A 23,014-nucleotide genomic window follows, 5' to 3' on the forward strand; every position below is an offset into this window, starting at 1 on the left:
GCACCGTCCATACGGTGCACCGCGGGGTCGCGTCACCGAACCGTCAGATCTTCCTGCGCCGATCCGCGGGCTGTGCGCAATACGGTCGGAACAGGTCGGCGGGCCCCCGCCGCGCACAGCCTGAAGGAATCACATGGGCGTCCTCCCCCGCACTCTCCCCGATCCGTGGCGCAGCCCGCTGCGCGGCCCGCGCTTCACCGCGGTCCTCGGCCTCGTCCTGCTCGTCGGCATGACCCTGCTCTTCGTGACCGGCCTCCTGTCGTACGCCGCCTACAACCCGAACCTCGCGGCGGTCAACGACAAGACGCCCGGCAAGGGCCTGCTCGGCTTCTATCTGTTCTCCTGGCCGACGGACCCGCACTGGCTGTACCGCCTCACCCAGGGACTGCACGTCACCGTGGGCGTCGTGCTCGTGCCCGTGCTCCTCGCCAAGCTGTGGTCGGTCGTGCCCAAACTGTTCGCGCTGCCACCCGCGCGCTCCATCGTCCACGCCCTGGAACGGTTGTCTCTGCTCCTGCTCGTGGGGGGCGCGCTCTTCGAGTTCGTGACCGGCATCCTCAACGTGCAGCTCGACTACCTGTTCCCGGGCTCCTTCTATCCACTGCACTTCTACGGCGCCTGGGTGTTCATCAGCGCGTTCATCGTCCACGCGGTGCTGCGCGTACCGCAGGCGCTTCGCGTGCTGCGCGAGCGGAAGGCGGGCCTGCCCGAGACGGGTGACCTGGTGCCGGCGAAACCGGCCGAGCCCACGGTCTCGCGGCGCGGGGCGTTCGCCATGGTCGGCGCGGGCTCGCTCCTGCTGCTCGTCACGACGGCCGGCCAGAGCATCGGCGGGGTATGGCGGCGCACCGCTCTGCTCGCGCCGCACGGCGGCGCCGACCCGGGCACCGGCCCCGGCCGCTTCCAGATCAACAAGACCGCCGCCGTGGCCGGCATCCGTACCGCCGACACGGGCGAGCCGTGGCGGCTCGTCGTCACCGGGCCGAAAGGCACCGTCCACCGACTCACCCGCGACGACCTCCTCCAACTACCGCAGCACACCAGCGCGTTGCCCATCGCCTGCGTCGAGGGCTGGTCCACGGACGACCAGCACTGGAGCGGCGTACGGCTGCGCGACCTGGCCGCCCTCGCCGGGGCCGACGGCGACACCGACGTGTTCGTCGAATCGCTGCAACAGCACGGCGCGTTCCGGAAGGCGGCCCTGCGGCACAACCAGGTCCACGACCCGCGCTCCCTGCTCGCCCTGCGCGTCAACGGAGCCGACCTCACCCTCGACCACGGCTACCCGGCCCGTGTCATCGTCCCCGCGGCGCCGGGCGTCCTGAACACCAAGTGGGTCGCCCGCATGACGTTCGGAGCGCTGTGATGAACCGACTGAGTCGTTGGTACGGCGAGAGCCCGCTCCAACTCCTGCTCCTGGCAGCCTCGTTCGCCCTCGCCGGATACGCGGGGGTGCGGCTGCTGGAGAACGATCCGTGGGCCGTGGCGGTCTGGTTCGTCGGTGCGGCCCTCGTCCACGACCTGCTGCTCGTGCCGGTGTACTCGCTCGCGGACGTCGCGGCGCAGGAGGCGCTCGGCGACCGGAGCCGCACGACGATGACGTATGTACGTGTCCCGGCGTTCCTGTCGGGCCTGCTGCTCCTGGTGTGGTTCCCGCTGATCACGCGGGCGCGCGAGGACCACTACGCCCTCGTGACGGGACATTCGGGGGACGCGTTCCTGCCGCGGTGGCTGCTGCTGACGGCCGCGCTGTTCGCCGCGTCGGCCCTGTGGTTCGTAGCCGTCACGTTCCTCGCTCCCGCGTCGCCCTGGAGGCAGGCACGCATGGCGCGCCGGGAAGGGCGGGAGCGTGAACGGGAGCGTCAGCGGCGCAAGGAGACGAAGGAGCGCCCGCCCTCGGACCACTGAGCGACCGGCAGCCAGCCGAGCGGGCGCGCGTACCGCAGCAGCGCCCGCGTGCCCACCCGGGCCCACGGGAAGAGCGAGCCCGCGGCGCCCTGCCCGTCGTCCACCCGCACCTCCACCCGCTCGTCCATGTCGAGCTGAGCCGTCTCGGCGATCAACAGCCCACCGGAAGCGGTGAGTTCGGCGACACGGGACAGCAGGGCCCCCGGGTCGCCGCCGATCCCGATGTTGCCGTCGAGGAGAAGGGCCGTCCCCCAACGGCCCTCGCCGGGCAGGGAGTCGAAGACGGACCGCTGCAACGCGGCGCCACCGACGCGGACCGTCCGCGCGACCGCGGCCTCGCTCACGTCGATGCCGAGCGCGCGGTGACCGGCCGCGGCGAGTGCGGCGACCAGCCGGCCCGGGCCGCAGCCGATGTCGAGGACAGCGCCCTCGCAGCGGCGCAGCGCCGACAGGTCGGCGGCGTCGGCGACCGCGCACCAGCGCTCCACCTCGAGCGGCAGCAGCCATCCGTCGGCGCGCCGCAGGAAGAGGGGGCCGCGCTCGTTGCGCACGGCGTCGGCGTAAGGGTCCGTACACCAGGCCGGTGCCGCCTCGCGCGCCGTCGTCATGAGCGGACCACCCGCGTCAGCCGCGCGTGTTCGGCCGCGAATCGTCCGTCCGGCGCGGCGGCCGCCACCACGGCGGCGTCGTGGGCCGTGTCGACGTCCCGCAGGACCGGCAGGTCCCGTACGCGCAGCCCTGCATCCGTGAGCCGCGTGCGCTGGTCCGCACCCGTGTGCGCCGTCGACATCGGCACACCCCGCAGCAGCTCCGGGTCGGGCTCGGCGAGCCCGAGCGCCCAGAAACCGCCGTCGTCGGCGGGCCCGAACCATGCGTCGCAGTCCCGCCAGGCGTCGGGCCCGAGCGCGGGAGCGAGCAGCGCGGGCGTCACCTGGGGGGTGTCCATCCCGATCAGGACGGCGGGTCCGTCGCACCCGGCGAACGCCGCCGCGAGCCGCTGGTCCAGGCCGCCGTCGCACTGCGCGACCACGTCGATCCCGGCCGGCAGCCACGCTCCGGGCGCCCCGTCGAGCACCAGGACCCGACGCCGCGCGGACGTGGCGAGCGCGGCGTGCAAGGTGTCGACGAGCGAGGCCTCGGCCAGGCGCGCGGCCTCCTCGGGCGTGAACGGCGGCGTGAGCCGCGTCTTGACCCGCCCGGGCACCGGGGACTTGGCGATGACGAGGAGGGTGGTGCCGTGCCGCCGTGCCGCGGGCGATCCGCCGGCGCTCACCGGGACGCCGCCTCTCCGTGCGACCTGAGTGCCGGCAGCGGCTTCTCCGCGAGGACCGCGCGCATGTCCCGTACTGCCTGCCAGGTGCCCCGCCAGGTGCCGGTGACCTTCGATTTTCCCGTACGGGGCCGGTAAGGCACCGGGCGCTCCTCGATGCGCCAGCCCGCGTCGGCGGCCCGGACGACCATCTGGAGGGGGTAGCCGCTGCGGCGGTCCGCGAGGTCCAGGGCGAGGAGGGAGGTGCGGCGCGCGGCGCGCAGCGGGCCAAGGTCGTGCAGCCGCAGCCCGGTGCGCCGGCGCAGCATCCCCGCCAGCGCGAGATTCCCGGCGCGCGCGTGCACGGGGAAGGCGCCACGGCCCTGCGGCCTGCGCCGCCCGAGCACGAGATCGGCCCGGCCCGCGGCGACGTCCTGGACGAACGGCGTCAGCAGACCCGGGTCGAGCGACGCATCGCAGTCGCAGAAGCAGACGACGTCCGCGTCGGACGCCAGCAGGCCCGCGTGGCAGGCGGCCCCGAAGCCGCGCCGGGGCTCCGTCACCACCGTCGCGCCCAGGGAACGGGCGACGTCGGGGGAGCCGTCGGTGGACCCGTTGTCCACGACGAGCGCCCGCCAGCCGTCCGGGATGCGGGCCAGCACCCACGGCAGCGCGGCGGCCTCGTCGAGGCAGGGCAGCACGACATCGACCGAGGGGGCCGGGGTGGGGAGCGAGGGGTAGTCAGGGGGGATCACGGTGTCACCCTACGAATTCAAACCGGACATTCCGGTCCTCAGCTCCTTACGAAACGCGGACGTCGCACGCGGGTGACCCCTCCGGCGGCTCGGACCGGCACCCTCGGGTGCGACGCTGGTGGAATGCAGCCACCACCGCTCGGCCGTGTCCTCGTCGTCGATGACGACCCGACCGTCGCCGAGGTCGTCGCGGGCTACCTGGACCGCGCCGGCTACGACGTCGTCCGCGCCGCCGACGGCCCGGCCGCCCTCGACCGCGCCGCCGCGCACGGGCCCGACCTGGTCGTCCTCGACCTCATGCTGCCCGGCATGGACGGCCTCGAGGTGTGCCGCAGACTCCGGGCCCGCGGCCCCGTCCCCGTGATCATGCTGACAGCGCGTGGCGACGAGGACGAGCGCATCCTCGGTCTCGAGGTCGGCGCGGACGACTACGTGACCAAGCCGTTCAGCCCGCGCGAGCTGGTCCTGCGGGTCGAGTCGGTGTTGCGCCGGGCCCGCGCGGCCACGGCACCCAAGCCGGCGGGACCGCTGCGCGCGGCCGGCCTCACCGTCGACCCCGCGGCACGTCGAGCCGCCAAGGAGGGGGTCGAACTCGCCCTGACGATAAGGGAGTTCGACCTTCTCGCCTTCTTCCTGCGCCACCCCGGCCGCGCCTTCTCCCGCGAGGAGCTCATGCAGCAGGTGTGGGGGTGGGACTTCGGTGACCTGTCGACCGTCACGGTTCACGTCCGCCGACTGCGCGGCAAGATCGAGGACGACCCGGCGGCTCCGAGCCTCATCCAGACGGTCTGGGGAGTCGGCTACCGCCTGGACCCGGGCCCAGGCCCGGACCCGCACGGCGACGCCACTCGATCCGACGGTGCGCCGGAGGTCCCTCGGCCCGGCCGTGCGCCGGACGTTCCCCGGCCCGACCGCTCACCGGCAGAGTGGACCGAACCCCGTGCATGACATGGTCCTCATCGCCCTCTACGCGTTCCTCGGCGCCGTCGGTGCGGGCCTGCTGGGCGCGCTCGCCCTGTTCGTGCTGCGCCGCCGCTCCCTGACGGTGTCGCTCACGGTCGTCGCCGCCGTCGCCGTGACGGCGATGCTCGCCGGAACGCTCGTCGTGGCCTGGGCGATGTTCCTGTCCCCGCACGACCTGACCGTCGTGACGACCGTCGCCGCGATGGCCGCCACCGTGTCACTGGCCACCGCGCTGCTCCTCGGCCGCTGGGTCGTGGCCCGCAGCAACGCGCTCACCCTCGCCGCCCGCTCCTTCGGCGACGGCGGCAGCTTCGCGGCGCCCCTCGTTCCCGCGACGGCGGAACTCGCCGCGCTCTCAAGGGAGTTGGAGGCCACCAGCACCAAGCTGGCCGCCTCCAGGGACCGCGAGCGCGCCCTGGAGACCTCGCGTCGCGAGCTCGTCGCCTGGATCTCGCACGATCTGCGCACCCCGCTCGCCGGGCTCCGCGCGATGTCCGAGGCCCTGGAAGACGGCATGGCGGCCGACCCGGACCGCTATCTGCGCCAGATCCGCACCGAGGTCGAGCGCATGAACGACATGGTGGGCGACCTCTTCGAACTGTCGCGCATCCACGCGGGGACCCTCGTCCTGAGCACGTCCAGGATCTCCCTCCACGACCTCGTGGGCGACGCGCTCGCGGGCGCCGACCCGCTCGCCCGCGAACACGGCGTACGCCTCGTCGGCGACCGCATCGACTCGATTCCCGTCGAGGTCGACGGCAAGGAGATGAGCCGCGTCCTCGGCAACCTCCTCGTGAACGCGATCCGTCGCACGCCGGCCGACGGCACGGTCGCCGTGGCGGCGGCCGGCTCCACGGACGGTGTGGTCCTCACCGTCACGGACGGCTGCGGCGGCATCCCCGAGCAGGATCTGCCGCGCGTCTTCGACACGGGATGGCGCGGCAGCCACGCCCGTACACCCCCGTCGGGCGCGGGCCTCGGGCTCGCCATCGTCAGGGGAATCGTGGAGGCCCACCGGGGCAGCGCCGCCGTGCGCAATGTGGCCGGCGGCTGCTGCTTCGAGGTGACGCTCCCGGCCGCGGGGGCGTAGCGGGCACGCGTCCCGGCGGCCGGCACAGTCACCTCACCCCAGCTCGGCCTTGGCGAACTCCGTCATCCCCTCCTCGAACCCCACCTCGGCGCGCCACCCGAGCTCCGCCCTGAGCCGGGCCGGGTCCGCCGTGATGTGCCGTACGTCGCCGAGCCGGTACTCGCCCGTCACGACGGGCATCGGCCCGCCGTACGCGGCGGCGAGTGCGTGGGCCATCTCGCCCACCGTGTGCGGGTCCCCGCTGCCCGTGTTGTACGCGACGCACGAGTCGGAGGGCCGGTCGCCCATGGCCTCGAGGGCGAGCGCGTTCGCCGCGGCCACGTCGTGAACGTGCACGAAGTCCCGCCGCTGGCGGCCGTCCTCGAAGACGCGCGGGGCCTCGCCCCGGGCCAGCGCCGACCGGAAGAACGACGCGACGCCCGCGTACGGGGTATCGCGCGGCATCCCCGGCCCGTACACGTTGTGGTAGCGCAGCGCCACCGCGCGGCCCCCGGTGGCCCGCGCCCAGGCGGACGCCAGATGTTCCTGGGCGAGCTTCGTCGTCGCGTACACGTTGCGCGGGTCCGTGGGGGCGTCCTCGCCGACGAGGCCGGGGCCCAGCGCATCGCCGCACCGCGGGCACGCGGGCTCGAAGCGGCCCGCCCGAAGGTCCGCCTCGGCACGCGGTCCCGGGCGCACCACCCCGTGACGCCCGCACTCGTACCGCCCCTCCCCGTACACGACCATCGACCCGGCGAGCACCAGATCCCGCACCCCCGCCGAGGCCATCGCGGCGAGCAGCACGGCCGTGCCGAGGTCGTTGCGGGAGACGTAGTCGGGCGCGTCGGCGAAGTCCTTGCCGAGTCCGACCTTCGCCGCCTGATGACACACCGCGTCGACGCCGGCGAGGGCAGACTCCACGGCGGCGGGGTCGCGTACGTCGACGACGACCCAGGGCCGGCGTTCGTCCGGGCCGGGCGGCCGGACATCGAGCACGACGACCTCATGTCCTCGTGCGGAGAGAGTGTCCACGACCGCGGACCCGATGAACCCGGCACCGCCGGTGACCAGTACACGCATGCCGCCCACGCTATGCGGCACAGGGCGCCGCGACGGCTCTACGCGCCGATACGTCATGGCTCCGTAAGGCTTGTGCGAACAGAGTTCGGTATCGCGCGGCGGCCTGTACGCGACTAGCGTGAATCGGTGGGAAACGGGCTGAACCACACATCGTTGCCCGGACCGTCCCACCCCCGGAACCACCATCACTTGGAAGAAGGGTTCGCGCCATGGCCGCACGACCGGAGGGCGCGCCCATCTGGGCCGACGCCATGTTCCCCGACCTGGAGGGCGCCAAGCGCTTCTACGGCGAGCTTCTCGGCTGGACGTTCGAGGAGGGCCAGGAGGAGTTCGGCAACTACACGCAGGCGAAGTCGGACGGCAAGCGGGTCGGCGCGCTCTCGCCGCAGATGCCGGGCATGGAGGGCACCCCGCCGTCCTGGAACCTGTACCTGGCCACGCCTGACATCAAAGCCACGGCGGCCCGCGTCAAGGAGGCCGGCGGCACCCTGATGATGGAGCCCATGGAGGTCCGCGACTTCGGCTCGATGGTCACCGTCCAGGACCCGGCCGGCGTCTTCTTCAGCCTCTGGCAGCCGGGTACGCACGACGGGTTCGAGAAGGTGGGCGAGCCCGGTTCGTACGCCTGGGCCGAGGTGACCACGCGTGACACCGCAAAGACGGACGGGTTCTTCGAGGCCGTTTTCCCGTACGAGGTCCGGAAGATGGCCGACGAGAGCGTCGACTTCAACATCTGGCAGCTCGACGGACAGCCCCAGCTCGGCCGCTTCAAGATGACCGAAGACTTCCCGCCGCAGGTCCCGTCGTACGTCAACGTCTACTTCGCGGTCGACGACTGCGACGCGGCGGTCGCCACGGTGACCAGGCTCGGCGGAAAGCTCCACTACGGCCCGATGGACACCCCGTTCGGCCGCTTCGCGGCGGTGACGGACCCGCAGGGCGCCGCGTTCTCGGTGATCGACCTGAGCACGACCCAGGGCGACATGCCCGACCTCACCTGACGGGAGGGCGCACGGGCCCTCAGGGACACGGGCTCTCTCTCAAGGGGCACGGGCTCTCACGGAGCACGGGCTCTCAGGGAAGCGAGAAGCCGAGCGCGCCCGCGGCCAGCTCCGCGGTGGGCTGCGTCCAGCGCTCGGCCATCGCGTTCCGGGTGGACAGCGAGCGCAACTCCGCCCGGTCGAGATAGAGCGTTCCGTGCAGATGGTCCGTCTCGTGCTGCACGATCCGGGCGGGCCACCCCGTGAACTCCTCGTCCAGGGTGCGGCCCCGCTCGTCGAGACCCCGCAGCCGCACCCGCTGGTGCCGGGAGACCACGGCCTGCAGGCCGGGCACGCTCAGGCAGCCCTCGAAGAACGCGGCGCGGTGCGCCCCCAGGGGCACGTACGACGGGTTGACCAGAACACGGAACGGTTGCGGCACCCGGCCGCGCGCCACCCGTAGCTCCTCGGGGACCTCGGCCGCGTCCTCGATGACGGCGATCCGCAGCGGGACGCCGATCTGCGGTGCGGCGAGCCCGACGCCGGGAGCGGCGTGCATCGACGCGCGCATCGCGGTGATCAGACGCTCCAGGAGCGCGGGCGCGAGCTGACCGTCGTAGGTCTGCGCGCGGGACCGGAGCACGGGGTCGCCCGCCTCCACGACCGGCAACGGGTGCTCGCCCGCGAGCAGTTCCTCGACGCGGTCACTCAGGGGTACGGAGGGCATCGGGCCAGCATGTCAAGAAGGATCACGCGTGGGCAACGTCCTGCGCGCCGCGCACGGCGCGCACGCCGCAACGCCGTCGCTCGCTCGGTCGCCGTTTCGCCCGCCGCGCCGCCGCCGACCGACCGACATCGTTGCGGGCTCTTGAAACCTCCCCCAGCTAAGGCGCATTCCATAGATCGTTGCAACACGTGATGCTTTCCGTGCCGCTCTTCTATTCGAACGGCGGTGGACTTAGACGTTCAGTCTTGGCTTCTCATCGAGACATGACGGTGGAGCATGCTACCGCGCCACCGCGTGTCAGCTCGCGGCTAGAAGAGCGGCCATCCGGTCAGCCGGCGTCGCCCAATCCAGCACTTCGCGGGGTCGTTCGTTGAGTTCAGCAGAAACGGAATCGAGGTCGATGCGAGTGAAGACGGATAGGTCGGTGCTCTTCGGAAAGTACTGCCTCAGAAGGCCGTTGGTGTTCTCATTGGTGCCTCGCTGCCAAGGGCTGGCAGGGTCGCAGAAGAAGACCGGAACTCCAGTGGCCTTGGTGAACTGCTGATGATGCGCCATCTCCCCACCTTGGTCCCATGTGACCGATCGCCGCAATTGCGCGGGAAATTCCATCATGGCGGACGTCAGAGCCTCCCTCACGGCGACCGCACCCTTGCCGGGCAGATGCAGGAGTTTTGTGTAGCGAGTCGTTCGTTCCACCAGCGTGCCGATGGCAGAGCCCCCAAGGTTCGGCCCGGTGATCAGGTCGCCTTCCCAATGTCCCGCAACAAGGCGGTCATCAGCTTCCGTCGGACGCTGCTTGATCATGACCATCCCGGTGATGGAGACGGAGGCCCGATGGTGGCGTGCCATCGAGCGAGGCCGGCGGCGGTGTCGACGCGTCCGCAGCACCCTCTTCGCTTCGCGCTCGAGCAGGTTCCCGCGGGCATAGAGGGACCGATAGATGGTCTCCACGCCGATGCACATATCTTCTCTGTCTGGATACTTGAGGCGCAGCCACTGCACGATCTGTCGAGGGCTCCACTTCTTGTCCAGGAGGGACTGGATGACAGTCCTCAGTTCCCCATAGCTCTCAATCTTCCGAGCTTTGGGGCGTGGTCGACGCGCAGCCGCACGCCTTTGTGCCGAGTGGGGCCGGTAGGTGCCATTCGCATTCCTGTTACGTCGGATCTCCCGGCTGACGGTCGATGGGCTCCGACCGAGCGCAGCAGCGATGGCACGGACGGAACGGCCCTCTCGCAGCAAATCACTGATGTGGCCACGTTCCTCCTCGTTCAGATAGCGAGAATTCCCGGACGCAAGGTCACATGTGACGGGTTCCCTGAACTCGGGCAGCGGGAGCCGGGCCCCATTACTGCTGCTGGCTGCCCTGCCATTGACCCAGACCTTCCCCGTTCTGTAGCTGACCCCGACAGTGTGACTAGCTTCTTTGATTCCCATGCCCTCTCGAACGAGCTCGACGAACTTTCGTCGCGCTTGTACACGGGCTGTCCCCCCTGGCTTGCTGCCACGGTGGTACTCGAACATGCAACACACCTATCTACCTGTGGTGTTGCTACGACGGTGGGAATGCGCCTAAGGCAGGGGGATTCCTAGCTCACGTGGCCTGATCCCCGGCGGGGATGCAGGTCTTACACGATCAGCGCTAGCCGGGACAGAGACCAGCCCGGACGAGCATCACACGGGCTGAGTTTTTGTCCCGAGGTCGGGACATCCCGCACGTGGTGCACGTATACGTTCGTTCTGAGAGAGGCAGCGCGTGCTTGGTTCTCGCTCCGCAGTCTGCGCAGTCCATCGTGGTGTGCGCCGGGTGTACCAGGTGCACCCACCGGCCGTGCTTACGGCCCATCTCGACCAGGGCTGTCTTGGTCGCGCCGATCGCCGCGTCAGCGGCCTTCTTGGCCATGGTGGACTTCGCGAGGAACTTCGGCCGGAAGTCCTCCACGGCCAGGGCGTCATGGTCGCGGACGACCTTCTTGGCCCACTTGCGGGCGGTGTCCTGACGCTGCCGGGCCACCTTCTTGTGCAGCTTCGCCGTCTGCCGCTTCGCCTCGCGGTAGCCCTTCGATTGGGCGTGTCCACGCTTCGGCTTACGCCGGGACATCATCCGCTGATAGTGCGCCAAGCGCTGGGCGGCACTCTTCCCGTGCTGCGGGTGGGCAAGGTCGTGGTCGTCGCTGGTGGTGGTCGCGATCTCCTTCACACCCCAGTCGATCCCGATCACCCGGCCGGTTCCCGGCAGCGCCTCGGTCACGCTCGGGACGACGAACGACGCGTACCAAGCTCCGGTGCTGTCGCGGTAGACGCGGACGCTGGAGGGAGGCTTGGAAAGGGCACGCGACCACACGACCGTCACGGCGATGCCGCCTGCCAGGTGCAGGCGGCCGTCCTTGAGCCGAAAACCCCGCTGGGTGTAGTTCAAAGACAGCTCGTCCTGGTGCTTCTTCTTGTACTGGGGCATCCCGGCCCGCTGCCGCATCGGCAAAGCGGCCTTGATGTCCTTCAGCGCCTTCGCCCGCGACTTCGCGAAATCGCGTATCACCTGCTGCTGAGGAACGCTGGAGCCTTCGCGCAGCCAGCCCATGCAGGCACGCGCCTCGGTCAGCATCTTGTCCAGCCGGGCCGGACCGCACTTCTCGTTCTCGGCGTGCGCCCTCTTCGAACGGGCGCAGCACTCATTCCACAGCCACCGGCACCGCGCCCACTCCGCTTCGAGGGCGCCAGTTGCGGTGGACGACACACGAAGGCGGAAGGTGTAACGGGCATGCCCGACACCTGCCGTTTCCTGAGCCGCGGTCGTCATGAACAGCAACCTATCTGGGAGGACTGACAGTTGAGAGCTCTGATCCTATGGGGGCTGCCTCACCACCACGGCGGGTGCACGCCGATCCGCCCTGCCGGCGAATCGGCTTCTCCTGCCCTGCTCCGCAGGAGTCCGATTCCTCCCCGGCCTGAAGGCCGGGGCATCCTCGGAGGAATCCGGTGAACATTCCCCCAGTGGGGGAATGAGACCGCGGTGACATGGGCTTTCATCAGAGGGCGGCCATGGTCGGCACGGCCGCTCCACCGCCCGCACGCCCACCGCCGCCTCCTGGGAGCACGCCGTATGTCCGTCCCGGCCGCCGCCACCGCCCACCCGCACCCGCTCGACAACCCCGCGTACGCCTCCCTCACCGGCCCGCACGCACACTTCGCCGAACGGCGGGGCCGGGTTGTGCGGTACCCCCTCGATGTGTCGCCGTGGCTCGCGCTGCCGGACGAGCCGGGCCCCGGGGACTGGGCGGATCTCGCGGCGCTCGTCGGGCCAGGCGAGACCGTCCCGCTGCCCGGGATGCGCACGGCGCCGCCCGAGGGCTGGGAACTCACGATGAGCATGGACGGGGTGCAGCTCGTCGACGACGGCGTGGCCGCGGCGCCGGACGCGGAGGCCGTGCTGCTCGGCGCGGCCGACGTGCCCGAGATGCTGGACCTCGTCGCGCGCACCCAGCCGGGGCCGTTCCTGCCCCGCACCGTCGAACTCGGCACCTATCTCGGGATCCGCAGGCAGGGCGCGCTCGTGGCGATGGCGGGGGAGCGGCTCCACCCGCCGGGCTGGACGGAGATCAGCGCCGTCTGCACCGACCCGGACCATCGCGGCCAGGGGCTCGCGGCCCGCCTCGTCCTGGCCGTGGCGGCGGGGATCAAGGAGCGCGGCGAGACCCCGTTCCTGCACACGGCGGCGCGTAACACGAACGCCATCAGGCTTTATGAGTCCTTGGGCTTCCGGCTGCGGCGCACCACGAAGTTCATGGCGGCCCGGGTCCCGGAGTTCGACCACGCCGCCGCCCGCTGACGCGCCGGGTGTCCGGGGCGGCTCAGGCGTCGTCCTGGACCTGCGCGTTGTAGCGCAGCAGATAGGCCGCGAAGCGGACGAGATCCTCTTCGGGCCAGTCCGTCACCCGCTCCTGGAACGCCTGACGGCGGCTGACGGTGACCTGGGCGAGGATGTCGGCGCCCGCCTCGGTCGGATGGAGGACCTGGACGCGGTGGTCGTCCGGGTCCACCCGGCGCATCACGAGCCCGGCCCGCTCCAGCGCGGACACCTGCCGGCTCACCGTCGACTTGTCGAGGGCGTAGTGCGCGGCGAGGTCCGTCGCCCGGCAGCCGCCCTTCTCGTCCAGGTGGCTGAGCAGGGTGTACGACACGAGCGACAGCTCGGGGTGCATCCGTCCGGCCATCGCTCTGGCACGCCGAGCGAACGACGTCATCTCGCGCTGAATGGTCTCGACGGCCGTCTCTCGGTCTGTCACGTGCTGTCCTCTCCCCGCTGCTCGTTGCATTCTACAACCGAGGGCAGGTGCGCGCCGCGGGCAGGCGCGTTCCCCTGCCCGGAGCTAGCCTCCTGAGCATGAGCGACCCCAGTGATGTGCCCGCCCGTTACACGGTCCTGGTCAAGCCCCAACTCGCCGACAAGGACGGTCACCCCGTGCACGGCAACCCCCTGCGCGTGGTGGCCGTCGAGGCCACGGGATCGTCCGGGGAGTCCGGCTATCCGCGCTTCGAGGGTGAAGGGGTGCAGGTGGAGATCGACCCGCTCACCCGCTCCGTCGAGGCCGTGACGGTCGACGGCGAGGAACTGCCGTACGGGTGGGTAGCCGAGGTCGCCGCGGACTGACCGGCCGCCCGGCCACGCCGAGACCCGCCCCGGCGGCGGGGCGGATCGCGGCGCTGCGCGGCGTGGCGCAGCTCTCTTATGCAACTTGTTGCAAAAGCGAGGTGTCGTCGTCTACAACTGTGACGACGTTCGCCGCGCACGGAGGGCCACCATGAGCCGATACCCGCACCTGCTCACCCCGCTCGACCTCGGATTCACCACGCTGCCCAACCGGGTCCTGATGGGCTCCATGCACGTGGGACTCGAGGAGGCGGAGAACGGCTTCGCGCGTATGGCGGAGTTCTACGCCACCCGCGCCCGCGGCGGTGTCGGCCTCATGGTCACCGGCGGCATCGCCCCCAACGAGGCCGGACGCCCCTGGGCCGGCGGCGCGAAGCTGACCACCGAGGCGGAGGCCGACGAGCACCGCCAGGTCACCGACGCGGTGCACGCGGCGGGCGGGAAGATCGCGATGCAGATCCTCCACTTCGGCCGCTACGCCTACCACGAGGACCTCGTCGCCCCGAGCCCGCTCCAGGCGCCGATCAGTCCCTTCCCGCCGCACGAACTCACCGACGCCGAGGTCGAGCAGACCGTCGAGGACTTCGCGCGCGCCGCCGAACTTGCCCGGCGGGCGGGCTACGACGGTGTGGAGATCATGGGCTCCGAGGGCTACCTGATCAACGAGTTCATCGTCGCCGCCACGAACCGGCGCACCGACCGCTGGGGCGGCTCGTACGAGAACCGCATCCGCTTCCCCGTCGAGATCGTCCGCCGCGTCCGCGAGCGCGTCGGCACGGACTTCATCCTCATCTACCGGCTCTCGATGATCGACCTCGTGCCCGGCGGCTCCACCCTCGAAGAGGTCGTGCAGCTCGCCAAGGAGATCGAGGCCGCCGGCGCCACCATCATCAACACCGGCATCGGCTGGCACGAGGCCCGCATCCCGACCATCGCGACGTCGGTGCCGCGCGGCGCGTACACCTTCGTCACCAAGAAGGTCATGGGCGAGGTCTCCATCCCGCTCGTCACCACGAACCGCATCAACACCCCCGAGATCGCCGAGGAGTTGCTCGCCGACGGCTGCGCCGACATGGTGTCCCTCGCGCGGCCCCTGCTCGCCGACCCGGACTTCGTGGCCAAGGCCCAGGCCGAGCGCTCGGAAACCATCAACACCTGCATCGGCTGCAACCAGGCCTGCCTGGACCACACGTTCAGCGGCAAGATCACCTCCTGCCTCGTCAACCCGCGCGCCTGCCACGAGACCGAACTCGTCCTCGCGCCCACCCGCCTGCGCAAGCGTGTCGCTGTCGTCGGCGCGGGCCCCGCGGGTCTTGCCTGCGCGGTCTCCGCCGCCGAGCGCGGCCACGCCGTCACCCTCTTCGACGCCGCGTCCGAGGTCGGTGGCCAGCTCAACGTCGCCCGCAAGGTCCCCGGCAAGGAGGAGTTCGACGAGACCCTCCGCTACTACCGCGCGCAGCTCGAACTGCACGGCGTGGACGTCCGGTTGAACACCCCCGTCACCGCCGCCGACCTCACCCCGGACGCGTACGACGAGGTGGTCGTCGCCACCGGCGTCACCCCCCGCACCCCCGAGATCGCGGGGCTCGACCACCCCAGCGTCGTCGGCTACCTCGACGTCCTGCGCGACGGCGCGCCCGTCGGGGAGCGCGTCGCGATCGTCGGCGCGGGCGGCATCGGCTTCGACGTCGCCGAGTACCTCACCGACAGCGGGGACAAGGCGAGCCAGGACCCGGCCACGTACTTCCGGCAGTGGGGCGTCGACATGGACTACCAGGGCCGCGGCGGTCTCGCGAAGCCCGACCGGCCCGCCCCGCCGCGCGCCGTCCACCTCCTCCAGCGCAAGACCTCGAAGGTCGGAGCCGGACTCGGCAAGACCACCGGCTGGATCCACCGCACCGAACTGCGCCACCGCGGGGTCACCATGGTCGCGGGCGCCACCTACGACCGCATCGACGACGCCGGTCTGCACGTCACCGTCGACGGCAACTCCACCGTCATCCCCGTCGACACCGTCGTCCTGTGCACCGGCCAGGACCCGGCCCGCGGTCTGTACGACGACCTGCTCGCCGCGGGCCGTGAGGCGCACCTGATCGGCGGCGCCGACGTGGCCGCCGAGCTGGACGCCAAGCGCGCCATCCGCCAGGGCACCGAGCTGGCCGCGGCGCTGTGAGACCGGCGGTCACGTGGCCGGGCCCGCCGGCCGCGTGACCGCCTCCGCATAAGGTGCAGCCATGTCACTCCCGCACGCGATCCTCACGGCCCTCCTGGAGAAGCCGTCGTCGGGCCTCGAACTGACGCGCCGCTTCGACAAGTCGATCGGCTACTTCTGGTCGGCCACGCACCAGCAGATCTACCGTGAGCTGGGCCGCCTGGAACGCGAGGGGTACATCAGGGCCCTGCCCGCGCCGACGCCGGCGCGCGGTCAGAAGAAGGAGTACGAGGTACTGCCCGAGGGCCGCGCCGAACTGGCCCGCTGGACCGCCGCGAGCCAGGACCCCAAACCGCTGCGCGACCCGCTGCTCCTGCGCCTGCGCGCCGCCGCCGTCGTCGGCACCGACGGCATCGAGGCCGACCTGCGCCGCCATCTCGACCTGCACCGGCGGCAGTTGGCGGAGTACGAGGAGATCGAGAAGCGGGACTTCCCGCCCGGCCTCGACTCCGTCGAGGACCGCCTGCAACACGTCGTGCTGCGCGCGGGCATCGATCTGGAGACTTTCTGGGCGCGCTGGCTCGAACAGACCCTGGAGGAACTCGGCCTCGACCTCTCCTAGCCTACGGTCGCCGCCTCCGGGTCCCAGTCCGCCGGCACGGGCGGTGGTGGCGTCGGACAGGTGGCGATCCGGGTGAACTCGGCGTGTTCGGCCGAGTGCGTGATCGCCGTCATCGTCTGCAGGACGTGCAGGGCCAGTGTTCCCGACGCACGTGGCGCACCGCCCCGGCGGATCGCCCGCGCCAGGTCGAGCACGCCGAGCCCGCGCCCGTCGACGCGCCCCGCGACCGGCAGGTCGCGCCAGGCGTCCGCCCCGTTGGCCCGCACCTTCAGCGGCCCGCGGAAGGTGTTGGGGTCCGGCACCGCGAGGACACCCTCCGTGCCGGTGACCTCGAACTGGATACGCGGCAGCGCCGAGTCGAAGCTGAACACCGAGGTCGCCCGCACCCCCGACGCGAACTCGACGAGTGCCGACACATGCGTCGGCACCGCCACCGGGAACACCTGCCCCGCTTTGGGCCCCGACCCGACGACGCGCTCCTCGCGCGCGCGTGCCGCCGAGGCCGCCACGCGCGACACCCCGCCGAACAGCGCCACCAGCGCCGTCAGGTAGTACGGCCCGAGGTCGAACAGCGGTCCCGCGCCGGGCTGGTAGAAGAACGCCGGATCGGGGTGCCAGCGTTCCGGCCCAAGGCCCTGCACCGCCGTCGTCGCCGCCACCGGCTCGCCGATGTGCCCCGCCGCGACGGCCCGCAGCGCCGACTGGAGCCCCGCGCCGAGGAACGTGTCCGGCGCGTTCCCCACATGGAGCCCCCGTTCCGCCGCCTGGGCGAGCACCTTCTCGGCCTCGCCGGGCGCCAGGGCGATCGGCTTCTCGCCGTACACGTGCTTCCCGGCCCGCAGCGCCTGCGTCGCGACCTGCGCGTGGGCGGCCGGCACGGTGAGGTTCACGACGAGCTCGACCTCGGGAACGGCGAGCACCGTCGCCACGTCGCCGGCGACGGGTACGCCGTGCTCGCGCGCGACGGCCGTGGCGCGGCCCGCGTCGAGGTCGGCGACCCCCACCACCCGCAGATCGGGAAAGGCGGACAGTGTCCGCAGATACTCGTTGCTGATGACGCCCGCTCCGATGACGGCGACACCGACCGGCCCCGAACTCACGCTGCCCCCAAGGCGGATGCGTAGGTGGTGCGGCCGCTCCCGCGCGGCTCCGGAGACGGTAGGACGTCCGGAGGGGAGCAGGCAAGGGCGCGTCCCGGGCGTGACCCAGGTCCGGTGGCATCGTCGTGTCACGCCTGCGCAGGAACCAGGCGTTGCCGCCGGCTCCCGCGGTGGCCGGTCGGCCCGGAGGACCCTGCTCAGGACCCGGTGGTGACACTCCGTTCGGTGGAATAGGCGCCCCACGTCCCGTCGGGCAACTGGGCCCGGATCCGCACCCGGTGCCGGACGCCGGCCTTCTTGCCCACATAGAAACTGTTCCGCGCCGTGCCCTTGGGCGGGGCGTCGCCCCAGACGAGCGTGGTGGCCTGGCGGCCGTCGAGGTAGATGCGGTACGCGGGCACGGTGCCGCCCGTGCGCGGCGGCGTCCACGACAGGTCGATGTAGTACGCGCCTCCGGCCCGGCGGGTCGTGGCGCGGAAGTCGGCGGGGGCGGTGCCGGGGCCCTCGTCGGAGCCCTGCGCGGTGGTGAGCCTGAGGGCCGGGCCCGCGGGGGAGGCGTTGTCGGCGGCGTCGCGCGCCTTCACGGTGAACGAGTAGGCGGTGCCCGGCCGCAGCCCGGTGATCAGCGCCCGGGTCTCGCCCCCGCCGACGCTGTGGACCTTCGATGCGCCCTGGTAGATGTCGTACGAGACGACGCCCTTGTCGTCCTTCGACGCGCCCCACGACAGCGAAGCCGCCCGGCCGCCGTCCGCCCGGCCGCGCAGCGCTCCCGGCCGGGCCGGGGCCGACCGGTCCTCGGCCACGGCGGCCGGTGTCGTGACGGCCACCTTCGGACTGAGCGGTCCGAGTGTGCCGTCGGTGTCCTCGGCACGGACGGAGAAGGTGTAGGCGGAGCGCGGGTGCAGCCCGACGACGTCGACCATGTGCTGTTCGCCCGGCACCTCCTTCACCTTGGTGGCGCCCCGGTACACCGTGTAGCCCTTGACCTCGGCGGCTCCCTCGGGGCGGCTCCACATGACGTGGACGGAGGTGGCGCTGCCCGCCTGCGCCGTGACTCCGGCGGGGGCCGCCAGGGCGGGTCCCCGCCGGGCATCGTCGCCAAGCAGGCCGCACGAGGTGGCGAACAGGAGCGCGGCAGTGCAGGTCGTGTACGCCAGCGGGGCGCGTCCGGGGATGCGTCGCATGGCAGGCCTTCCACTCGGAAGCATTGGTGCAGACCTGTATGTCATGAGTGACGGGGTCACATCAAGAGACAGTGTCGAGACCGTCAGTCCCGTCTGGACCCCGAGCGGTGGAACACATGCTCAAGTGAGCGCGGAATGAGCGGAGTTGGGGTGACCGACGCGCACGGCACGTCGGGGCGACGGGTGAGCCGCCGCCCCGGGCCCCTCACACCTTCCGGTACGTGTACGCCTCGACGGCAGCCGCCTCGACCGCGTCCAGATCCGCCCCCGCCGACGCCGTGACGACGGCGGCCACGGCCCCCTCGACGAACGGGGCGTCCACCAGGCGTGCCCCGTCCGGGAGTTCGTCGCCCTCCGCGAGCAGCGCCTTCACCGTGAGCACCGCGCTGCCCAGATCGGCGAGCACCGCGATGCCCGCACCCCGGTCCACCGACCGCGCGGCGCCACAGATCAGCTCGGCGCTGGTGCCGAGCCCGCCGTCCTCGGTGCCGCCCGCCGGTGCAAGGGGGACGACCGCATCGCCGCCCGCGAGCCCCGTCGCCAGCTCCGCCACCGACTCGGCGACGGCGCGGCTGTGCGACACGAGGACGATCCCGACGACCTTCTCCTGACCGCTGCCCACGCTCCCGGGATCACTCATCGCGGGCCGCCTCGGCCAGCGCCCCGATGAGCAGCGCCGACGACGTGGCGCCCGGGTCCTGATGCCCGATGCTGCGCTCGCCCAGATAGCTCGCCCGCCCCTTGCGCGCCTGCATCGGCGTCGTCGCGAGCGCGCCCTGCTCGGCGGCGGTGGCGGCCGCGTCGAAGGAGGTGCCGAGCGCGTCGACCGCGGGCACCAGCGCGTCGATCATGGTCTTGTCACCCGGCGCGGCACCGCCCAGCGTCATGACCGCGTCCACCCCGGTCCGCAGCGCCGCGGCGAGTTCCGCCCCGCTGACCTCGGGGGCGTCCCCGAGCGCCTTGCCCGTACGGCGCAGGAGCGTCCCGTACAGCGGGCCCGAGGCGCCGCCCACGGTCGAGATCAACTGGCGCCCGGCGAGGGTGAGGACACCACCGGGGGTGGCCGGTGCCTCCTTCTCCAGGACGGCGCTCACAGCGACGAAGCCGCGCTGCAGATTGCTGCCGTGGTCGGCGTCACCGATCGGCGAGTCGAGTTCGGTGAGCCGGGCCGCCTCCCGGTCGACGGCCGCGGTGGCCGCGGTGAGCCAGCGTCGGAAGAAATCGGCGTCGAGCACGTCATCTCCTTGCGTGGTGGTGATGGTTCGGACGATGGGCTGCCTCACATGCCCCAGCGCAGGCCCGCCGTGCTGACGGGTGCGTCCCACAGGCGCAGCAGCTCCTCGTCGACCTGGCACAGGGTGACGGAGGCACCGGCCATGTCGAGCGAGGTGACGTAGTTCCCGACGAGGGTGCGTGCCACCGGCACGCCGCGCGAGGTGAGCACGCGCTGGACCTCGGCGTTGAACCCGTAAAGCTCCAGCAGCGGGGTCGCGCCCATGCCGTTGACGAGGACGAGTACCGGGTCGGTCGGCCGAAGGTCCTCGAGGACGGCGTCCACGGAGAAGTCGGCGATCTCGCCGGAGGTCATCATGGCGCGCCGCTCGCGGCCCGGCTCACCGTGGATGCCGACGCCCAACTCCAGTTCGCCGGGCGGCAGATCGAAGGTCGGGCTGCCCTTGGCGGGCGTGGCGCACGCGCTCAGGGCCACACCGAAGCTCCGCGCGTTCGCGTTGACCTGACGGGCGATCGCCTCCACGCGCTCCAGCGGCTGCCCCTCCTCGGCCGCCGCGCCCGCGATCTTCTCGACGAACAGGGTCGCGCCCGTGCCGCGCCGGCCCGCGGTGTACAGACTGTCGGTGACGGCCACGTCGTCGTTGACGAGGACCTTGGCGACCTGGATCCCCTCGTCCTCGGCGAGTTCCGCGGCCATGTCGAAGTTGAGCACGTCACCCGTGTAGTTCTTCACCACGAAGAGCACCCCGGCGCCGCTGTCCACGGCGGCCGCGGCCCGCACCATCTGGTCGGGCACCGGCGACGTGAACACCTCACCCGGACAGGCGGCCGACAGCATCCCGTGCCCCACGAACCCCCCGTGCAGCGGCTCGTGCCCCGACCCGCCGCCGGAGACGATCGCGACCTTCCCCTCGACGGGGGCGTCCCGGCGCGCGATCACCCGGTTCTCGACATCGACGATCAGCTCCGGATGAGCCGCGGCCATTCCCCGCAACGCGTCGGCGACCACGGTCTCGGCCACGTTGATGAGCATCTTCATGGGTACCTCCAAGTGTGCGTAGCATCTGAGCCTCTGACCAGTGTTTCCCCTGATCAAAGCGGGTTTGGAAGGCTTTCGATCCTGGCGGTCTGTGGCGGCTGGAAGCGGGACCTGGCGGGGCTGTTGCTGACCTATCGCTGACTTTACTGACGGAGTATCAGGTAGGCGTGTAGTTGCGGACCGGCGCTCCCAACCGCTCACTCACGGCAGTATCGGCTCTCGCGGAGCCCTGGTCACGTGTGCGGCGTGGGTGGTCGGTAGAAGGTGGTCGTCGCGGAGCATGGCGAAGAGGACGTCGGCTCGGTGTAGTGCGCGGCAGAAGATCGGCTGGAGGTGGTGCTTTCTCCGGACGATCTTCAAATCCAGGATCTAGCGGGTTTGGTGTAGCCGCAGTTCAGAGGAACGGCCTGAGGGTCGGTGTGGTCGAGGGCAGAGGCGGCGGCCTGGTCGTCGATGACGGGGACCGGCTGGCGGTGGTGCGGTTGGTGACGGGTGTGGTGGCGCCGGTGGAGGAGCTGGTGGTGGCGCCGCGGTTCGTGGCGCGCGCCGGCTTCCTCGAGAGGCTGGGCCTGACAGTGCGGGAGCATCCGGTGGGGATCGGTGAGCAGGTGGTGGTGGACGATAGTCACGTTGCGCATTTCGCCCGCACCGCCGGCCTGCTCAGCGTCATTGACGCACTCGCCATCCCCACAGCCACCGCCCAGGCAGCCCGGGACCGTTCGGCCGGCGTACACCTGCAGGCGATCTGTCCCGGCGCCTGTGGGACAGCAGGGCGTGTAGTGAGAAGTGGTCTATCTGCCGGAAGGTCGCCCGCAGGTGGATTGTGCACCGCAGCGCGGCCAACACCGCATCCCTGGACGGCGCGTGCGGCGTGACGGCCATGCCCACGATCACATGGGCCGCGGGACCGGTACCCGGGCGGTCGGCGATGCGGGTGTCTGTCGCGAGCCGGCTGCGGGCGACGCACGGCGTTTGTCGTGACAGCGAACCTGAAGCGTGTGCCATCGAAGTTTGAGTGGTTCAGGAGGGGGCCGGGTGATCAGGCCCGGGGCGTGGAGGTGCCTGCTATGGCGATCATGGCGGCGTCGTCGTTGAGGTGTCCGCCGACGTGGTGCAGCAGGTCGCGCCGGAAGCGGACGAGGAAGGCGTCGGGGTCGTTCTCGGTCCAGCCTGTGATGCGCTCGGTGAGCGGGTAGAAGGTGCCGGTGGAGTCGCGGGCCTCGGTGACGCCGTCTGTGTACAGCAGCAGAAGGTCTCCCGGCTCGAACTGGAAGCTGTCGACGTTGTAGCGCGGATGGGCCAGTTCGCCCAGGCCCAGCGGAGGTGCGGGATGAAGGGCGTCCATCGTCGTCGGTCGGCCGTTGCGCAGGACGATGGGCGGCGGGTGTCCGCAGGCGACCATCTGGACCCGGCTGTCCTGGTCGGGGATGTCCAGGATGTTGGCGGTGATGAACGTTTCCCCGTAGCAGCCCGTCTCGCCCGGCTCCATCAGGTCCCAGCACACGCTTCGGTCGAGGTAGTTCACCAGCTCGTCCAGGCTCGCCTGGCGGTGGGCAGCGACGCGGAACGCTCCGAGCAGCAAGGCGGCGTCATTGGCCGCGGTCAGCCCCTTGCCTCGCACGTCGCCGACGATCAGCCGGGTGCCGGAGGTGGTGCGTGCCGCCGCGTACAGATCCCCGCCGATCTGGGCCTCGGCCTCTGCGGCGAGGTAGAGGGAGGCGACGCGCAGCGATCCGAGCGCCTTGGGCAGCGGCGGGAGGACCACACGCTGGGCGGCCTCGGACACGTACCTCACTTGCGCGAGCTCTTTTGCGCGACGCTCCCGGAATACACAGAAGATCACCAGGCTCGCGCCGACCAGCACCAGGGCGATGATCTGTGCCTGGTGGTTGGACGAGAGCATCTCGCCAGGATCGCGCACCAGTCCGATGATCGTCTGCGCGATCACCGCCAGTGCAGAGACCAGGCCCACCGACCAGGGCCCCCCGAACAACGGCGTGATCGCCGGGGCCGCGACGAGCAGCGGACCCAGATGAATGTCGGGCGGAGCAACAAGGTCGACCACGGACACCGCAACAATCCACGCGATCGGGATGACGAGCAACGCCCGCCCCGCTCGCACCGGCCGTCGAAGTCCTTCGCGGCGCTGCGGCATGACTCCTGTCTACACCGCCCCTGCCCGACTCGCACCGGCGGAGACGGGCAGCGCGGCCGCCTGCCGCCGGCCCTGACGACCAGGAACTCTTGCCACTCAAACTTTATCGACACGATTCCGATGACCGGCAGACTTCGGCGGCAAGGA

The 23,014-nt window shown here is 71.3% G+C and carries 23 protein-coding genes and 1 pseudogene; 10 read left to right on the forward strand and 14 right to left on the reverse strand.

Going from position 1 to position 23,014, the window contains the following annotated elements:
• Positions 1-133 precede the first annotated feature (133 nt).
• A complete protein-coding gene (locus OG758_RS40395) occupies positions 134-1,366 on the forward strand; it encodes a molybdopterin-dependent oxidoreductase (protein WP_326714412.1) in 1,233 nt (410 codons plus the stop codon).
• Complete coding sequence (locus tag OG758_RS40400) at positions 1,366-1,908, forward strand: hypothetical protein (RefSeq protein WP_326714413.1); 543 nt, start codon at positions 1,366-1,368, stop codon at positions 1,906-1,908. The genes OG758_RS40395 and OG758_RS40400 overlap by 1 nt, the downstream gene beginning before the upstream one ends.
• Here OG758_RS40400 and OG758_RS40405 read toward each other — a convergent pair.
• Genes OG758_RS40405 through OG758_RS40415 form a run of 3 tightly spaced genes read right to left on the reverse strand, consistent with a single transcriptional unit; the run spans position 1,863 to position 3,912 of the window.
• Positions 1,863-2,516 (reverse strand): class I SAM-dependent methyltransferase, encoded by a 654-nt coding sequence (locus tag OG758_RS40405; protein ID WP_442810378.1) that lies wholly within the window; start codon positions 2,514-2,516, stop codon positions 1,863-1,865. The genes OG758_RS40400 and OG758_RS40405 overlap by 46 nt on opposite strands.
• On the reverse strand, positions 2,513-3,181 hold the full coding sequence (locus tag OG758_RS40410; RefSeq protein ID WP_326714414.1) for a TIGR04282 family arsenosugar biosynthesis glycosyltransferase: 669 nt from the start codon (positions 3,179-3,181) through the stop codon (positions 2,513-2,515). The genes OG758_RS40405 and OG758_RS40410 overlap by 4 nt, the downstream gene beginning before the upstream one ends.
• The gene (locus OG758_RS40415; protein WP_326714415.1) at positions 3,178-3,912 is read right to left on the reverse strand and encodes a glycosyltransferase family 2 protein; all 735 of its coding nucleotides are present in this window, start codon (positions 3,910-3,912) and stop codon (positions 3,178-3,180) included. The genes OG758_RS40410 and OG758_RS40415 overlap by 4 nt, the downstream gene beginning before the upstream one ends.
• A gap of 123 nt (positions 3,913-4,035) precedes the next feature.
• Here OG758_RS40415 and OG758_RS40420 point away from each other — a divergent pair, with 123 nt between their 5' ends.
• Together OG758_RS40420 and OG758_RS40425 are read left to right on the forward strand one after the other, a co-directional pair.
• A complete protein-coding gene (locus OG758_RS40420) occupies positions 4,036-4,860 on the forward strand; it encodes a response regulator transcription factor (protein WP_326714416.1) in 825 nt (274 codons plus the stop codon).
• Complete coding sequence (locus OG758_RS40425; RefSeq protein ID WP_326714417.1) at positions 4,853-5,965, forward strand: sensor histidine kinase; 1,113 nt, start codon at positions 4,853-4,855, stop codon at positions 5,963-5,965. The genes OG758_RS40420 and OG758_RS40425 overlap by 8 nt, the downstream gene beginning before the upstream one ends.
• Before the next feature lie 33 nt (positions 5,966-5,998).
• Here OG758_RS40425 and OG758_RS40430 read toward each other — a convergent pair whose 3' ends face one another.
• Complete coding sequence (locus OG758_RS40430) at positions 5,999-7,024, reverse strand: NAD-dependent epimerase/dehydratase family protein (RefSeq protein ID WP_326714418.1); 1,026 nt, start codon at positions 7,022-7,024, stop codon at positions 5,999-6,001.
• 209 nt (positions 7,025-7,233) lie between these two features.
• Here OG758_RS40430 and OG758_RS40435 point away from each other — a divergent pair, with 209 nt between their 5' ends.
• Positions 7,234-8,025 carry a VOC family protein gene (locus OG758_RS40435; protein WP_326714419.1) on the forward strand — a complete coding sequence of 264 codons (792 nt, stop codon included), beginning with the start codon at positions 7,234-7,236 and terminating at the stop codon, positions 8,023-8,025.
• Positions 8,026-8,098: 73 nt separating this feature from the next.
• Here OG758_RS40435 and OG758_RS40440 read toward each other — a convergent pair whose 3' ends face one another.
• The 3 genes and pseudogenes from OG758_RS40440 to OG758_RS40450 form a co-directional block, all read right to left on the reverse strand.
• A complete protein-coding gene (locus tag OG758_RS40440; RefSeq protein WP_266567682.1) occupies positions 8,099-8,731 on the reverse strand; it encodes a peptide deformylase in 633 nt (210 codons plus the stop codon).
• Between the two features lie 297 nt (positions 8,732-9,028).
• A complete protein-coding gene (locus OG758_RS40445; protein WP_326708625.1) occupies positions 9,029-10,255 on the reverse strand; it encodes an IS30 family transposase in 1,227 nt (408 codons plus the stop codon).
• Positions 10,256-10,303: 48 nt separating this feature from the next.
• Positions 10,304-11,531 (reverse strand): annotated as a pseudogene (locus tag OG758_RS40450) (RNA-guided endonuclease InsQ/TnpB family protein).
• A gap of 303 nt (positions 11,532-11,834) precedes the next feature.
• On the opposite strand from OG758_RS40450, the gene OG758_RS40455 reads away from it, so the two are divergent.
• Positions 11,835-12,560 (forward strand): GNAT family N-acetyltransferase, encoded by a 726-nt coding sequence (locus tag OG758_RS40455; protein WP_326714420.1) that lies wholly within the window; start codon positions 11,835-11,837, stop codon positions 12,558-12,560.
• A gap of 22 nt (positions 12,561-12,582) precedes the next feature.
• On the opposite strand, the gene OG758_RS40460 is transcribed toward OG758_RS40455, so the two are convergent.
• Positions 12,583-13,047: a MarR family winged helix-turn-helix transcriptional regulator gene (locus OG758_RS40460; RefSeq protein ID WP_382060533.1), complete on the reverse strand. Its 465-nt coding sequence runs from the start codon at positions 13,045-13,047 to the stop codon at positions 12,583-12,585.
• A gap of 68 nt (positions 13,048-13,115) precedes the next feature.
• Here OG758_RS40460 and OG758_RS40465 point away from each other — a divergent pair, with 68 nt between their 5' ends.
• The 3 genes from OG758_RS40465 to OG758_RS40475 all read left to right on the forward strand — a co-directional run bounded on the left by OG758_RS40465 (position 13,116) and on the right by OG758_RS40475 (position 16,156).
• Entirely contained in the window at positions 13,116-13,382 is a 267-nt protein-coding gene (locus OG758_RS40465) for a hypothetical protein (protein WP_326714422.1), read from the forward strand.
• Positions 13,383-13,533: 151 nt separating this feature from the next.
• Positions 13,534-15,555 (forward strand): NADPH-dependent 2,4-dienoyl-CoA reductase, encoded by a 2,022-nt coding sequence (locus tag OG758_RS40470; protein WP_326714423.1) that lies wholly within the window; start codon positions 13,534-13,536, stop codon positions 15,553-15,555.
• Between the two features lie 61 nt (positions 15,556-15,616).
• On the forward strand, positions 15,617-16,156 hold the full coding sequence (locus tag OG758_RS40475) for a PadR family transcriptional regulator (protein WP_326714424.1): 540 nt from the start codon (positions 15,617-15,619) through the stop codon (positions 16,154-16,156).
• Here the strand turns inward: OG758_RS40475 and OG758_RS40480 are convergent.
• The 5 genes from OG758_RS40480 to dhaK form a co-directional block, all read right to left on the reverse strand.
• Positions 16,153-17,256, reverse strand: a complete 1,104-nt coding sequence (locus OG758_RS40480; protein WP_326714425.1) for a Gfo/Idh/MocA family protein — start codon at positions 17,254-17,256, stop codon at positions 16,153-16,155. The genes OG758_RS40475 and OG758_RS40480 overlap by 4 nt on opposite strands.
• A gap of 197 nt (positions 17,257-17,453) precedes the next feature.
• Complete coding sequence (locus OG758_RS40485) at positions 17,454-18,440, reverse strand: fibronectin type III domain-containing protein (protein ID WP_326714426.1); 987 nt, start codon at positions 18,438-18,440, stop codon at positions 17,454-17,456.
• Positions 18,441-18,645: 205 nt separating this feature from the next.
• Positions 18,646-19,080, reverse strand: a complete 435-nt coding sequence (locus tag OG758_RS40490) for a PTS-dependent dihydroxyacetone kinase phosphotransferase subunit DhaM (RefSeq protein ID WP_326714427.1) — start codon at positions 19,078-19,080, stop codon at positions 18,646-18,648.
• The gene (gene dhaL, locus OG758_RS40495) at positions 19,073-19,675 is read right to left on the reverse strand and encodes a dihydroxyacetone kinase subunit DhaL (protein ID WP_326714428.1); all 603 of its coding nucleotides are present in this window, start codon (positions 19,673-19,675) and stop codon (positions 19,073-19,075) included. The genes OG758_RS40490 and dhaL overlap by 8 nt, the downstream gene beginning before the upstream one ends.
• Before the next feature lie 44 nt (positions 19,676-19,719).
• Entirely contained in the window at positions 19,720-20,712 is a 993-nt protein-coding gene (gene dhaK / locus OG758_RS40500) for a dihydroxyacetone kinase subunit DhaK (RefSeq protein WP_326714429.1), read from the reverse strand.
• A 419-nt stretch (positions 20,713-21,131) separates the two neighbouring features.
• On the opposite strand from dhaK, the gene OG758_RS40505 reads away from it, so the two are divergent.
• Positions 21,132-21,587, forward strand: a complete 456-nt coding sequence (locus OG758_RS40505) for a hypothetical protein (protein WP_326714430.1) — start codon at positions 21,132-21,134, stop codon at positions 21,585-21,587.
• A gap of 164 nt (positions 21,588-21,751) precedes the next feature.
• Here OG758_RS40505 and OG758_RS40510 read toward each other — a convergent pair whose 3' ends face one another.
• Positions 21,752-22,867, reverse strand: coding sequence for a PP2C family protein-serine/threonine phosphatase (locus OG758_RS40510; protein ID WP_326714431.1), 1,116 nt, complete (start codon positions 22,865-22,867; stop codon positions 21,752-21,754).
• Positions 22,868-23,014 lie beyond the last annotated feature (147 nt).

This window comes from Streptomyces sp. NBC_01474, from assembly GCF_035918215.1.
Classification (GTDB): Bacteria; Actinomycetota; Actinomycetes; order Streptomycetales; family Streptomycetaceae; genus Streptomyces; species Streptomyces aureus.

What these genes read in the sequence shown, in the direction of transcription:
- OG758_RS40395 (WP_326714412.1), top strand. Translation starts at nt 134, where the DNA reads ATGGGCGTCCTCCCCCGCACTCTCCCCGATCCGTGGCGCAGCCCGCTG.
- OG758_RS40400 (WP_326714413.1), top strand. Translation starts at nt 1,366, where the DNA reads ATGAACCGACTGAGTCGTTGGTACGGCGAGAGCCCGCTCCAACTCCTG.
- OG758_RS40405 (WP_442810378.1), bottom strand. Translation starts at nt 2,516, where the DNA reads ATGACGACGGCGCGCGAGGCGGCACCGGCCTGGTGTACGGACCCTTAC.
- OG758_RS40420 (WP_326714416.1), top strand. Translation starts at nt 4,036, where the DNA reads ATGCAGCCACCACCGCTCGGCCGTGTCCTCGTCGTCGATGACGACCCG.
- OG758_RS40430 (WP_326714418.1), bottom strand. Translation starts at nt 7,024, where the DNA reads ATGCGTGTACTGGTCACCGGCGGTGCCGGGTTCATCGGGTCCGCGGTC.
- OG758_RS40435 (WP_326714419.1), top strand. Translation starts at nt 7,234, where the DNA reads ATGGCCGCACGACCGGAGGGCGCGCCCATCTGGGCCGACGCCATGTTC.
- OG758_RS40440 (WP_266567682.1), bottom strand. Translation starts at nt 8,731, where the DNA reads ATGCCCTCCGTACCCCTGAGTGACCGCGTCGAGGAACTGCTCGCGGGC.
- OG758_RS40445 (WP_326708625.1), bottom strand. Translation starts at nt 10,255, where the DNA reads ATGTTCGAGTACCACCGTGGCAGCAAGCCAGGGGGGACAGCCCGTGTA.
- OG758_RS40455 (WP_326714420.1), top strand. Translation starts at nt 11,835, where the DNA reads ATGTCCGTCCCGGCCGCCGCCACCGCCCACCCGCACCCGCTCGACAAC.
- OG758_RS40460 (WP_382060533.1), bottom strand. Translation starts at nt 13,047, where the DNA reads ATGCAACGAGCAGCGGGGAGAGGACAGCACGTGACAGACCGAGAGACG.
- OG758_RS40465 (WP_326714422.1), top strand. Translation starts at nt 13,116, where the DNA reads ATGAGCGACCCCAGTGATGTGCCCGCCCGTTACACGGTCCTGGTCAAG.
- OG758_RS40470 (WP_326714423.1), top strand. Translation starts at nt 13,534, where the DNA reads ATGAGCCGATACCCGCACCTGCTCACCCCGCTCGACCTCGGATTCACC.
- OG758_RS40475 (WP_326714424.1), top strand. Translation starts at nt 15,617, where the DNA reads ATGTCACTCCCGCACGCGATCCTCACGGCCCTCCTGGAGAAGCCGTCG.
- OG758_RS40485 (WP_326714426.1), bottom strand. Translation starts at nt 18,440, where the DNA reads ATGCGACGCATCCCCGGACGCGCCCCGCTGGCGTACACGACCTGCACT.
- OG758_RS40490 (WP_326714427.1), bottom strand. Translation starts at nt 19,080, where the DNA reads ATGAGTGATCCCGGGAGCGTGGGCAGCGGTCAGGAGAAGGTCGTCGGG.
- dhaK (WP_326714429.1), bottom strand. Translation starts at nt 20,712, where the DNA reads ATGAAGATGCTCATCAACGTGGCCGAGACCGTGGTCGCCGACGCGTTG.
- OG758_RS40510 (WP_326714431.1), bottom strand. Translation starts at nt 22,867, where the DNA reads ATGCCGCAGCGCCGCGAAGGACTTCGACGGCCGGTGCGAGCGGGGCGG.